Below are 11,651 nucleotides of genomic sequence, written 5' to 3'. Positions count from 1 at the left end.
CAACGTCCACGGAGGTCTTCGTGACTCACGCTAACGCCCCGTTCACTCCCGTGGGCAGGGTTCGGCTTGCCCGGTTGATCATCGAGGACGGGTGGCCGGTCCGGCGTGCGGCGGAGAGGTTCCAGTGCTCGCCCGCGACCGCGTCGAGATGGGCTCGCCGGTATCGGGCCGGGTTGCCGATGACGGACCGCTCATCCCGCCCGCACCGGCAACCGACCCGCACGAGTCAGCGTCGGGAGCGGCGGATCATCGCGCTGAGATTCACTCGCCGGTGGGGCCCGCACCGCATCAGCTACCACCTCCGCGTTCCGCGTTCGACGGTCGAGCGGGTGCTGAACCGGTATCGGATGCCGTTGCTCGAGCACGTCGATCTGAGCACCGGGCTCCCTGCCCGGCGGTCTCCTGCCCGACGCTACGAGCACTCCTCGCCGGGAGATCTGGTCCACGTCGACATCAAGAAGCTCGGCCGCATCCCGGACGGCGGCGGGCACCGAGTCCTCGGCAGAGCGGCCGGCCGGAGGAACACTCCCCGGACCGGGCGGGGATACGCGTTCCTGCACCACGCCGTGGATGACCACTCCCGACTCGCGTACTCCGAGATCCTCACCGACGAGCGCAAGGAGACCGCCGCCGCGTTCTGGGCCCGCGCGAACGCGTTCTTCACCACCGCGGGCATCACCGTGATCCGTGTCCTGACGGACAACGGCTCCTGCTACCGCTCCCACGCCTTCACCGAGGCGCTCGGCACCATCGCCCACACACGCACCCGCCCCTACCGGCCCCAGACCAACGGGAAGGTCGAGCGCTTCAACCGCACCCTCGCCACCGAGTGGGCCTACGCCCATCCCTATCGCACCGACGAGGCCCGCGCCGCGACCTACCCTGCCTGGCTGCATCACTACAACCACCACCGCCCCCACACCGGCATCGGCGGACTCACGCCCGCCGAACGCGTTCACAACCTCACTGGGAACTACAACTAGGCCGCGCCACCGGCGGCGCGCCGACCGCGGATCCTCGAGGCACGGCCGATGTGGGACGGTGGAGCGTGCGCATCACCTGGGCCGTCGTCCGCCTCCTCACCGCCCTGACCGTGCTGGTCGCCGTCACGAGCCAGTACGTGGTCAGCTCCACGTACTGGCGGAGCATCGGGGTGGAGGGGATCTGGGGCAAGACCGTCGACTTCCTCATGTACTTCACCATCGAGTCGAACCTCCTGGCGGCCGTGGTCATGGCGGTCGGCGCCGTGCGGCTGCTGCGACGGACCCCCGCCCCCGGGCGCGGCTGGACGACCCTCCGGCTGGCGGCCACCACCTACATGGTCACGACCGGCATCGTCTACAACCTGCTGCTGCGCGGCCTGCCGACGATCCCCGGCGGCAACCTCCCGTGGTCGAACGAGGTGCTGCACGTGGTCGTGCCCCTGCTCGTCCTCGCCGACTGGCTGCTCGCGTCGGACCGCCGGGCGCTCGGCTACGGCGCGGTCGGCCGGGTCGTCGTCTTCCCGCTGGTCTGGGTCGCGGTGACGCTCGCGCGCGGGCCGATCACGGGCAACGAGGTGACGGGGGCGGCGACCTACTACCCGTACCCCTTCCTGGATCCCGCGACGGGCGGCGGCGGATACGGCACCGTGGCGGTGTGGGTCGCCGTCATCGCCGCGATGATCTGCGCCCTGACGCTCCTCCTGACGTGGGCCGGACGCCGCGCGTCCCGCGCCCGCGCGGCCTGATCGGGCTCTCCCCAGCGCTCGGTCACTCGAACATCCGTTCGAACATTCGGGCTATGCTCGCGCCATGAGCATCGCATTCCAGGCCTCCCTCTTCGACGACCTCCAGGCCGAGCCCGGCCTGGGTGCGCTCGGCGACGAGGTGCAGCGGCTCGACCTCGGGCAGGGCGCGTGGCTCGACATCCGGCCCGGCTGGGTGAGCGACTCGGACGCGCTGTTCGAGCGGCTCGTGGAGGACGTGGAGTGGACGGCCGACACGCGCCTCATGCACGGCCGCACGGTCGAGGTGCCGCGGCTCCTCTCCTGGTACGGCCCCGGCGCCCGGCTGCCCGCGCCGGTGCTCGTGGAGGCGCGCGACGCGCTCAACGACCACTACGGGCGCCCGCCCGGGCAGGTGCTCGAGACCGCGGGGCTCTGCTTCTACCGCACGGGCGAGGACAGCGTCGCGGGGCACGGGGATCGCGTCGGGCGCACGATCGACCGCGACACCATGGTCGCCATCGTGTCCGTGGGCGCGGCGCGCACGCTGTCACTACGACCGAAGGGCGGCGGGGAGGTACGGCGCTTCCCGCTCGGGCACGGCGACCTCGTCGTCATGGGCGGCAGCGCGCAGCGCACGCACGAGCACGCCATCCTCAAGACCGCGAAGGCCGTGGGGCCGCGCATCAGCATCCAGTTCCGACCGGTCTGGCCCGTCTGACGGATCGGCGGTGGGCACGCGGCAGCGTCGGGAACGATCCCGCTGTTCAGGCGGCATTCCGACGGATGTCGCTCCGCGCGACCCGCTGTTCCCCTGCACCGGGGAGGATCACGCCTGGCATCGACGCTCCTAGGCGCGACCCGCCGGGATCCCCCGCGTCGAGCCGAGCACGCGTCGAAGCGGGACCCCGCGACGGCGCGCGCCCTCCGTGTCGCCGCACCGTGGGATCCCCCGCCCGCGGGCCGCGGCACGATCCAGGAAGAAGGACCGCCCCGTGAGCGCCTCCAAGCCCGAAGAGCACGCCCCGGACGTCGACCTCGCGGCCGGCGTCGACGCCGCGCCCCCGCTCGACTCGTCGCGCCCCTACCGCACCGGGATCCGCCCGGGCGTCAGCCGCCGCACCGTCCTGCTCGGCGGCGCCGCCGCGATCATGGCGGGCGTGGCCGCGGGTTCCGTGGTCGGCGCGCCCGGCGCGGCGACGGCGGCCACGGCCGCCACCCGCAGGAACCTGACGCGCTCCATCGAGGACGTCCAGCACGTGGTGATCCTCATGCAGGAGAACCGCTCCTTCGACCACTACTTCGGCACGCTGCCGGGCGTCCGCGGCTTCGGCGACAAGCAGGCCGTCGAGCTCCCCGGCGGCGGCACCGTCTTCGCGCAGCCCGACGCGAGCCGCCCCGACGGCGGGCGCATGCTGCCCTTCCCGCTCGACTCGTCCCGCTTCAACGCGCAGGGCGCCGGTGGCCTCGACCACTCCTGGAAGGGCGGGCACCAGGCCTGGAACAAGGGCGCGTGGGACAACTGGGTGGTCGCCAAGAGCGAGCAGACCATGGGCTACTTCACCAAGGACGACCTCCCCTTCCACCACGCGCTCGCGTCCGCGTTCACGATCGCGGACCACTACCACTGCTCCCTCATCGGCCCCACGACCCCGAACCGCCTCTTCCAGTGGACCGGCACGGTCGACCCCCGCGGCACGGCCGGCGGCCCCGCCATCGACAACCCCGACGACTACGCCCCCGTGTTCAGCTGGACGACGTACCCCGAGCGGCTCCGCCAGGCCGGGGTCACCTGGAAGACGTACGCGAACGACGAGGTCGGCGACGAGGGCACGCACCCCTACGTGGGCGACTACGGCGACAATCCGCTGTGGCTGTTCCACCAGTACCACGACGCGCTCGCCTCGGAGGATCCCGCGACGCAGCAGCTCGCGCTCGACGGCGGCCTGCACGACGGCTGGAAGCCGGACTCCGGCAAGGGCCTCGACGTCACGCACCTGCTCGAGGAGTTCGGCAAGGACGCCGCGGCGAACACGCTGCCGCAGGTCTCGTACGTCGTGGCGCCGTACGGCTGGAGCGAGCACCCGAAGGCCAGCCCCGACTACGGCGCGCACTACACGAACGCCGTGATCCAGGCGCTCATGAGCAACCCCGACACCTGGGCGAGCACGGTGCTCCTCATCAACTACGACGAGAACGACGGCTACTTCGACCACCTGCTCCCGCCGCTCGCCGAGCCGGGCACGGCCGACGAGTACGTCGACGGGCTCCCCATCGGGTACGGCACGCGCGTGCCGCTCACGGTCGTGTCGCCCTGGAGCCGGGGCGGCTGGGTCGACTCGCAGGTGTTCGACCACACCTCGGTGATCCGGTTCCTCGAGACCTGGACCGGCGTCCACGAGCCCAACATCTCCGAGTGGCGCCGCACCATCTCCGGCGACCTGACCTCCTGCTTCGACTTCGCGCACCCCGACTTCTCGATCCCGTCGGCCACGGAGGTGCTGCCGATGAGCGCGACGCAGGCGCTCGTCGCGGCCGCCGACGCCGACATGGCGAAGCCGCCCGTGCAGGAGCCCGCGGTGGGCGCGCAGCGGATGCCCGAGCAGGAGGTCGGCACCGTCCGCCACCGCCCGCTCCCCTACCGGCAGGACGCGGACGTCGCGGTGGACCGGGCGACCGGCCGGGTCACGCTGACGATGCACAACAGCGGCCGGCAGGGCGTCTCGCACCAGGTGTTCCCCGACATCGCGCTGCCCTTCGCGTCGACGCCCTTCACCGTGGCGCCGCGCGGGAAGGCGGCCTGCACGTGGGACAGCACCGCGCACACGGGGGCGTACGACTTCAGCCCCTACGGGCCCGACCGGTTCCTCCGCCGCTTCGCCGGCACCGTGGTCGCGGCGGGGAAGGCCGACGTGCCCGTGCCCCGGGTCTCGGGTCTCGGGTCTCGGGTCTCGGCCGAGACGATCCCGGGCGGCAAGCCCGTGCTGCGCCTCACGCTCGCGAACGACGGGACGCCGTCGGTGCACTGCACGCTGACGGCCGACGACTTCATCACGCGCGAGCGCCACGAGACCGTGAAGCCCGGACGCAGCACGACGGTGAACTGGCCGGTGGACGAGTGGGGCTACTACGACGTGGTGGTCACCGACGGGAACGGCTTCCGCTACCGGTACGCGGGTCGCGTGGAGTAGCGCGACGCCACGCGACGGCGCCGGCCGGTCCTACGGGGCCGGCCTGCGTCGTCGTGCGGGGAACGCGTCAGGCGCGGGCGCGGTCCCGATCCGAGGAGGCGTCGTCCGCGTCGCCGCGTCCCGTCCAGACGTGGGCCTCGGAGGCGTCCGCGCGGCCCTCCTCCACGAGGGCCAGGTCGAGCGGCTGGGCGGCGCGCACGACGGCGTCGACGTCGGCGAGCCCCAGGTGGGTGAGCAGCGGGATCCAGAGGCTGCGGAGCCGCTCCAGCCGATCCCCCTCCGGCGCGCTCGGCGACCGGTAGGAGAGCACGCCGAAGGTCGCGCTGAGCAGGACGTCGACGACGGCGTCGAGGTCGGCGGCGCGGACGCCCTGCGCCGCGAGCTCCGCCTCCAGGTGCTCGCGGGTGAACCGCCACACGTCGAAGCGGCGCTCGACGGCGAGGCCGAGGCGCGGCATGTCCTGCAGGAGCCGGATGGCGCCGGCAGCGACGGGGCAGACCTCGACCGTGCTGGCGCCGGTGAGGAGGAAGACGACGAGCTCGTGCAGCACCCCCTTCCGGTCGAGCGCCGCCTCGATGCGGAGCCAGCGGTCCTCCTGGTCCTCGACGACCGCGCCCGCGAGGCGCTCCTTGGACGCGAAGAGGTGGTACCCGATGGCGGACTTGGGCTTCCCCATCGCCTCGGCCACCCGGGAGAACGACGTGCCCTCGTACCCGTGGGTCGCGAACTGGGCGCCCGCCGCCTCGACGATCTCGCGCCGCGCCCGGGACACCGCCGCCTGCCGCTGGTTCATGTCACTCCTTGTCCGCCGCCGGTCGGGGATCGAGGAATGGTACCCACCCGGGTCGCCGGGAAGCCGACAGCGGCGTGGACGTCCGGAGCCGGATCCGTGGCGAGCGAGCGCTCGTCAGACAATCGTCTGACGGACATGCGGCGTTCACCGGGACGTAGTCGATGGATCACTGAGCGCGGGGATCGCGCCCCTACCGTGCTCGCGGGGCGATGGTCGCCCCTCGATACGGAAGGTCAGGCATGTCCCTCGCATCCCCCACAGCCCCCGCCCACTTCCGCCCGTCCGTCCGCCTGCTCGCCGCCGCTGTCACCGTCACCGCCGTCGCGCTCTTCGGGCTGGGCTCCGGCGACGCCGCCCAGGCCGCCCCCGCCCACCTCGAGCAGTCGGCCGTGGCCTCGTCCCTCCTCAACGGCACGTTCGAGCACGACGTGAAGAGCGGCAAGATCACCGCCGACCAGCTCGCGTCGGTCGCCACGGAGGGCGTGGTCGTCGGCGGCCAGCACATCCAGCCATGGGTCGCGAAGGGCGAGAGCCACGCGCAGGTCGCCACCGAGATCCGTGCGGAGCTGGCGGACTCCGCACCGTCCCACGCCAACGCGGTGGAGAACGCGTCCATCCGCCAGGCCCTGCAGGTGCAGGACGGGCACACCGTCACCCCGCAGAAGGACGTCCCTGCGGGCATCACCGAGTCGAAGTGGGCGTGGAGCAACCACGAGTGGCACATCCCCGGCTATGTCGTGAAGACGATCATCACGTTGGGCGTCGCCGCCTACATCGGCACGGTGTGCATCACGCTCGACCTCTCACGGCTCTCCTGCATCGCGCTGGGCGTGGTCGTCGGGGGCCTCGGCGAGTTCATCAAGAGCTGGACCTGCGGCCTGGGCTACTACTTCGACTTCCCGAAGGTGTGGAAGTCGCACTGCGGCTGATGACGCCGGACCCGGTCGCCTGACCGGGACGCGGGGCGGCGGGCTGGCTCTCCAGCCCGCCGCCTCGTCATGTGCGGCGGGCATGCCGCCCGCCCTCCACAGGTGGCGAGAACCGTTCTCATACAGGGATAGCCTCCGCATGCGCTCTCGCGCACTCCCCCTGAATCGAAGCCGGATCCCGCATGCCCTCTCGCCCCTCGTCCCTCCCACCGCTCGAGGCCGACGGGCCCGCCGAGCGCCCGCCGACGGAGGGCCGGATCCGCGCCCTCGCCCGCCGGATCCCGGTGCCGCCGCGCGCGCGCCGCGTCGCCCTCGGCACGGGCGCCGTCGCCCTCATGGCCGCCGCGGCGCTCGCCGCGAGCACCCTCGCGGGCACCGGATCCGCGTCGGCGGTGGCCGACCCGGCCGTCGCGCGCGCCGCGTCGGGCCTCCGAACGCTCAACGGGTCGGCCCCGTCCTGGCCCGGCGGCTCCGCCACCCGCCTCGGGGACGCGCCCGCGGACGCGACGGCCGCGTTCACCGTGCTGCTGGATCCCACCCGCGCCGACGCCGCGCCCGCCGTGGCCGCCTGGCTGCGCGACCGCGGCCTCGACGTGGGGGACGTGCGCGGCGACGTCGCGGCACTGCCCGTCTCCGGCACGCTGGCGCGCGCGTCGCGGGCCTTCGACACCGGGTTCGCCCGGTTCCGCGTCGGCGGCCGGGAGGTCGTCGCCCCGGAGCGGACCCTCGCCGTTCCCGCCGCCCTCGACGCCGTCCGCGGGGTCGCCGGCACCGCGCAGGGCGACGTGCTGATGCCCTCGGACGCGGAGGCGGACGACGCGCAGGCGGCCGGCACGCAGGCGCCCGACGCCGCGACGCCCGACGCCGCGACCCCCGTCCCCGCGCCGATCCCCGGGCAGGCGAGCGGCGGATCCCCCGCCTCATCCGCCGACGACGGCACGTGCGCGTCGTGGTGGGGCCAGCGCCTCACCGACGCGTGGCCCGCATCCGTCGACGTGGCGCACCGCTCGGACTCGCTGTGCGGATACGGCCCGGCGCAGCTGCGCCGCGTCGACGACGTGCCCGCCGAGGACCGCGGTGCCGGCGCGACCGTCGCCATCGTCGCCGCGTACGACGACCCGGACACCGCGGCCGACACCGACACCTACTCCCGCGCCGTCGGCGAGCCCGCCTTCTCGGCCGGCCAGTACCTGGACCACCCGTCCGCCTCTCCGCGCACCGGGATCTGCGGCGGCCCGACGGCCTGGACGGAGGAGCAGCACCTCGACGTGCAGGCGGTCCACGCGATGGCGCCCGACGCGACCGTCTCCTACTGGGGTGCCGACGACTGCACCAGCACGAGCCTGTACACGCGGATCCTCGACGCCGCCGAGGAGGGGCCCGACGTGATCAGCCTCTCCTTCGGTGGCATGGAGGGCCTCGACACCGCGGACGACCGCGAGCTCCTGAACCGGGTGCTCGTGGAGGCGGCGTCGCGCGACGTCTCGGTGTTCGCATCCACCGGCAACGACGGCGACTACAGCGGCTTCGGGGACCACGGCGGGAACGCCACGGTGGCGTCGCCCGCGTCGAGCCCGTACGTGACCGCGGTCGGCGCGACGAGCACCGGCCTCGCCGAGGACGGCTCGATCGCCGTCGAGGCGGGCTGGGAGACGGAGACCCGCTTCGCGCGCAACGGCGCGCTGATCCCGCCGGGCTTCGCCTTCGGGGCGGGCGGCGGGCAGTCCGCCGAGTACGCGCGACCGAGCTGGCAGGCCGACCGGCTCTCCGTCCACGGCACCGGGCGGCTGCTGCCGGACGTGGCCTCGCTCGGCGATCCGAACACGGGCTTCGTCACCTACGGCCCGCACAAGGGCCGCACCGAGTACGCGACGCACGGCGGCACGAGCCTCGCGACGCCGATGGTCGCCTCCATGGTCGCGATCTCCAAGGCCGTGACGGGCCGCCGCTTCGGCCTCGCGAGCCCCGCCATCTACGCGCTGATGGGGACGGGCGCGCTGCGCGACGTGCAGCCTGCGTCCGCGGCCACCTGGTCGCCGACCGGACCGTCCGCGGGAGCGCTGTGGCCCGAGACCCTCTTCCTGTGGGACACCGGGAGGCAGAGCCTGCGATCCGGCCCCGGCTGGGACGACGTGACCGGGGCCGGCGTGCCCGCGGGTCGCGCGTTCGTCGAGGGCCTCGGCGCGGAGGCGGGACGATGAGCGCGCGCACGCGCGGCGCCGCCTCGCGCGCCCGGCTGGGGATCCTCGGCACGGCCGGCGTCGGCGCCCTCGCGACGCTCCTCGCCTGCGGTGGGGTCGTCGCGACCTCGGCACAGGCCGCCGCCACCATCACCACGCGGGCGTCCGGCGTCGAGATCATCGACATCGACGGCGACACCCTCACCGCCCCCACGCCGCTCGCGGAGTGGACCTCGGGCGCCGCGGTCGCGCGCACCGTCGCCTCCACCGGCGACGTGCTCAAGAAGAACACGACCCGGACGAGCGGCCTCTCCTCCACCGCCGGTCCCGCCGGCGCGACGAGCGCCATTGCGAGCGGGGAGCTGACCCTCCGGGACCGGCCCGCGATCGCGTTCTCGGGCCTCACCGTGACGTGCACGCCCGGCGGCACGCCGTCCGTCCACCTCGACCGGCTGACCATCGGCGGCGTGGACGTGACCGCCGAGGCGGACGCGACGCCGGGCTGGTCGCGCGACCTGCCGGAGTCGGTCTACGGCGCGACTCGCGTCATCGTCGGTGCCACGTCGACGGGCGACGACGGATCCGCGACCACCATGGGGTGGACGTGGAGGCGGAGCCCGGGGCATCGGAGATCTGGCGTGTGCGCGCCGGATCTGTGACGTGCGCGGGCGCGGCGGCGGCGATCCCGACGCCCACGCCGACTCCCACGTCGGCCCCGCAGCCCACGCCGGCGCCCGAGCCGACACCGGCGCCGGACCCCGCCCCCGCGCCGGATCCCGCCCCCGCGCCCGGCCGCGTCGCGACGGGCGTCACCGTCACGGCGCCCGACGGGACGCGCCCCATCGACGGGCAGCCGCGCGTCGACGGGCTCGACCGCACGGCGACCGCCGACGACCTGGCCGCGACCGACGGATCCGCCGAGCACGCCACCGGCGTCCACGTCGCCACGGGCGCGGACGGCACCACCACCGTCGGCGTCGGGTCCTTCGAGCAGCTCCCGGGCGCGCCCGCCGACCCGCTCGCCGAGTACCGCCCCACGGCCTTCCGCGTCTACGGCCTCACGGCCACGGTCACGCCGGCGGGCGCCGTCACGACCGGATTCGCGGATCCCGGCAGCGCGGTCTTCGTCGACGGCCGCTGGATCGACACCACGACGGACCTCTACACGGGCGTCGACGCGCAGGGCGCGCCCCGCCTGACCGTGGCCTTCGGCGAGCGGGAGGTGGCGCCCGACGGGACGCTCACTGTCACCGCCGTCCACTACCGCGACCTCACGGGTGCGCACCCGGACGTGCGGCTCGGCACGGTCGTCGCGCCGCCCGCTGCCGGGCAGGTCATCGGCGCGTACGGCGTGGGTGTCCGGGCGCCCGACGGCGGCGTGCTCGTCGCGCCACGACCCGTCGCGACCGTGGCCGAGCCGCACGCCGCGGCGGACTCCGTGACGGGCACGGGCACGGATCCCGACACCGCGTCGGCCGTGGCGGTCGACCTCGGCACGGGCGACGCCGCGGGCACCGCCACGGTCGACGTGGGCGCGTTCCGGCAGGTTCCCGGCGCCTCCACGGATCCGCTCGCCGACTACCGCTGGCCGGCGCTGCGCGTGAACGGCCTGCACGCGGCCGTCTCCGCCGCGGGCGCCATGACCGTGTCCTTCGCGGACGCCGGGAACGCGGTCTTCGTGAACGGGGTCTGGATCGACACCACCACCGACCTCTACACGGGGGTCGACGAGACCGGAGCGCCGCGCGTCGAGGTGCGCTTCGGCGAGCGGATGGTCGCCGTGGACGGGACGGTGACGCTCACCACCCTGCACTACCGCGACCTCACCGGGCAGCATCCGGAGGTCCGGCTGGGCGTCGTGACCCTCGCGGCCGGCGGCTCGACCGCACCCCCGCCGGATCCGACGCCGACGCCCGCACCCGTCCCCGATACCGCGCCCACCGGCTGGTCGGCGTACGGGATCCGGGCGACCGGACCCAGCGCCGTCGCGGCGACGCCCGTGGCGCGGCCAGACGCGGAGGCGGGCGGTGCGGCGACCCGGCCGCTCCCGACGCGCTCGCGGCCTCCGACGTCGCAACCGACGCGGGCGGGACCGCCGGGGACGGCGCGGCCGGGCAGGTCCGCGCGACCGGGATCCGGCTCGCGTCCGCCCGCGGATCCGGCAGCGCCTCCCTCGACGAGGTGGACCTCTACCCGGGCACCCGCACCGCCGTCGAGATCCGCGGCCTCCGCGTCGCGGTCGACGGCGGCACGGCGCGCGTCTCGAGCGACGGCGGCCTCATCGCCGGACAGGCGCTCGCGGCGGGCGACATCGCCCCGGGCACGCGGTTCGCGCTGCCCGACGGCGGATCGGCGCTGCTCGCGGAGGACGTCACCGCCTCCGCCGCGCGCACCGTGACGGGCCTGCACCTCGTCGACGCCTCCGGGCTCGCCGCGGACGTGGCCGCGGGCGTGGTCACCACGGCCGCGGTGGCGGTCGACCCGTCCGGGTCCGGGACCACATCCGGATCCGCGGCGGGCACAGACCCGGGCTCGGGCACCGTTCCCGGCACGTCCTCCGGCGGATCGGCCGTCGCGGGCACGCTCTCGGCGGGCGCGCTCTCGGCGGACGGCTCGAGCCCTGTGGGCACCTCCGGCGCCCGCATCCGCGGGTCGCTTCCGCGCACGGGCTCCTCGCCCGCGTCGGCGCTCGCCCTCGCGGCGCTGCTGCTCCTCGTCGGCTCCGCGGCCGCGCTCGGATCACGCCGCCGGCGCCGCGCGCACCCGGGCCGCACCGCGCGCGCCTGACCCGACGCGGTCGACCGCGCACCACCCGCCGCCCTCCGACCCGCACCCGCGGGCCGGAGGGCGGTG

The 11,651-nt window shown here is 74.8% G+C and carries 10 protein-coding genes; 9 read left to right on the top strand and 1 reads right to left on the bottom strand.

Features of this window, described 5'->3' with window-relative positions; translation table 11 throughout:
* Positions 1-20: 20 nt before the first annotated feature.
* The 4 genes from CMS_RS01335 (at position 21) to CMS_RS01320 (ending at position 4,896) form a co-directional block, all read left to right on the top strand.
* Entirely contained in the window at positions 21-983 is a 963-nt protein-coding gene (locus CMS_RS01335) for an IS481-like element ISCmi2 family transposase (protein WP_012297740.1), read from the top strand.
* A 65-nt stretch (positions 984-1,048) separates the two neighbouring features.
* Positions 1,049-1,729, top strand: coding sequence for a Pr6Pr family membrane protein (locus CMS_RS01330; RefSeq protein WP_012297739.1), 681 nt, complete (start codon positions 1,049-1,051; stop codon positions 1,727-1,729).
* Between the two features lie 64 nt (positions 1,730-1,793).
* The gene (locus CMS_RS01325; protein WP_041464286.1) at positions 1,794-2,426 is read left to right on the top strand and encodes an alpha-ketoglutarate-dependent dioxygenase AlkB; all 633 of its coding nucleotides are present in this window, start codon (positions 1,794-1,796) and stop codon (positions 2,424-2,426) included.
* 274 nt (positions 2,427-2,700) lie between these two features.
* The gene (locus CMS_RS01320) at positions 2,701-4,896 is read left to right on the top strand and encodes a phosphocholine-specific phospholipase C (protein ID WP_041464285.1); all 2,196 of its coding nucleotides are present in this window, start codon (positions 2,701-2,703) and stop codon (positions 4,894-4,896) included.
* A 67-nt stretch (positions 4,897-4,963) separates the two neighbouring features.
* Here the strand turns inward: CMS_RS01320 and CMS_RS01315 are convergent, their stop codons facing one another.
* On the bottom strand, positions 4,964-5,689 hold the full coding sequence (locus CMS_RS01315; RefSeq protein ID WP_012297736.1) for a helix-turn-helix domain-containing protein: 726 nt from the start codon (positions 5,687-5,689) through the stop codon (positions 4,964-4,966).
* Positions 5,690-5,928: 239 nt separating this feature from the next.
* Here CMS_RS01315 and CMS_RS01310 point away from each other — a divergent pair, with 239 nt between their 5' ends.
* The 5 genes from CMS_RS01310 to CMS_RS17645 all read left to right on the top strand — a co-directional run bounded on the left by CMS_RS01310 (position 5,929) and on the right by CMS_RS17645 (position 11,585).
* Positions 5,929-6,618, top strand: coding sequence for a hypothetical protein (locus CMS_RS01310; protein ID WP_012297735.1), 690 nt, complete (start codon positions 5,929-5,931; stop codon positions 6,616-6,618).
* 182 nt (positions 6,619-6,800) lie between these two features.
* On the top strand, positions 6,801-8,819 hold the full coding sequence (locus CMS_RS01305; RefSeq protein WP_086935879.1) for a S53 family peptidase: 2,019 nt from the start codon (positions 6,801-6,803) through the stop codon (positions 8,817-8,819).
* On the top strand, positions 8,816-9,457 hold the full coding sequence (locus CMS_RS17655; protein WP_041464284.1) for a hypothetical protein: 642 nt from the start codon (positions 8,816-8,818) through the stop codon (positions 9,455-9,457). Before CMS_RS01305 ends, CMS_RS17655 begins: the two co-directional genes overlap by 4 nt.
* Positions 9,439-11,196, top strand: a complete 1,758-nt coding sequence (locus CMS_RS17650) for a hypothetical protein (protein ID WP_223842689.1) — start codon at positions 9,439-9,441, stop codon at positions 11,194-11,196. The genes CMS_RS17655 and CMS_RS17650 overlap by 19 nt, the downstream gene beginning before the upstream one ends.
* The gene (locus CMS_RS17645; protein ID WP_223842688.1) at positions 11,193-11,585 is read left to right on the top strand and encodes an LPXTG cell wall anchor domain-containing protein; all 393 of its coding nucleotides are present in this window, start codon (positions 11,193-11,195) and stop codon (positions 11,583-11,585) included. Before CMS_RS17650 ends, CMS_RS17645 begins: the two co-directional genes overlap by 4 nt.
* Positions 11,586-11,651 lie beyond the last annotated feature (66 nt).

It is taken from the genome of Clavibacter sepedonicus (genome assembly GCF_000069225.1).
Lineage (GTDB): Bacteria > Actinomycetota > Actinomycetes > Actinomycetales > Microbacteriaceae > Clavibacter > Clavibacter sepedonicus.
The sequence above is the reverse complement of the archived record's forward strand: the minus strand, read 5'-3'. Positions and strand labels throughout refer to the sequence as shown.